The sequence below is a fragment of the Mesorhizobium sp. M4A.F.Ca.ET.050.02.1.1 genome, assembly GCF_003997725.1.
Taxonomy (GTDB): domain Bacteria; phylum Pseudomonadota; class Alphaproteobacteria; order Rhizobiales; family Rhizobiaceae; genus Mesorhizobium.
In genome coordinates this window covers 1-484 of sequence record NZ_RZSG01001485.1, presented here as the reverse complement: position 1 = coordinate 484, position 484 = coordinate 1, and the positions used below count along the sequence as shown (strand labels likewise).

Here is a 484-nt window from a genome sequence, read left to right as displayed (position 1 = left end):
ATTGCAATCAATTGCCGCTCCGCCGGGCGAAGGTCGATGAAGTCGCGGTCGAGCGCCAGGTCGAGATCGATCAGTGCCGCGATCTCCTTCGCGCGCTTGCGGATCGACCTGTTCGAGACGAGAAAACGCCCGCCCGGGCTGCAAAGCTCGTCGAGCACAAGATTCTCGGCGACCGTCAGCCCGGGAGCACCCGCCTGGTCGGTTGCCTGATGCACCGTCGCGATGCCGGCGGCCTTGGCGGCGCTGGGCGAGGCGAAGGCAACGGCCCTGCCGTCCAGCATGATCGTGCCCGCATCGGGCGTGTACGAACCCGACAGAATCTTCACCAAGGTCGATTTGCCGGCGCCGTTGGCGCCCATCAGCGCCACGACCTCGCCGGCGCCGACCTTGACGTCGCCCCCGGCGAGGTCGGCGCCAGCGAGCGCGCGTGTCGGCCCGAAGGACTTTTCGATGCCGGTAACGGAGACGGCGATGGCTGAGGCGG

1 protein-coding gene is annotated in these 484 nt (G+C 68.0%); it reads right to left on the bottom strand.

Translation table 11 applies throughout. The features are described 5' to 3' along the window. Positions 1-484 (bottom strand): ATP-binding cassette domain-containing protein (locus tag EOA33_RS38270; protein ID WP_145989623.1); only part of this gene is annotated, 484 nt, incomplete at both ends.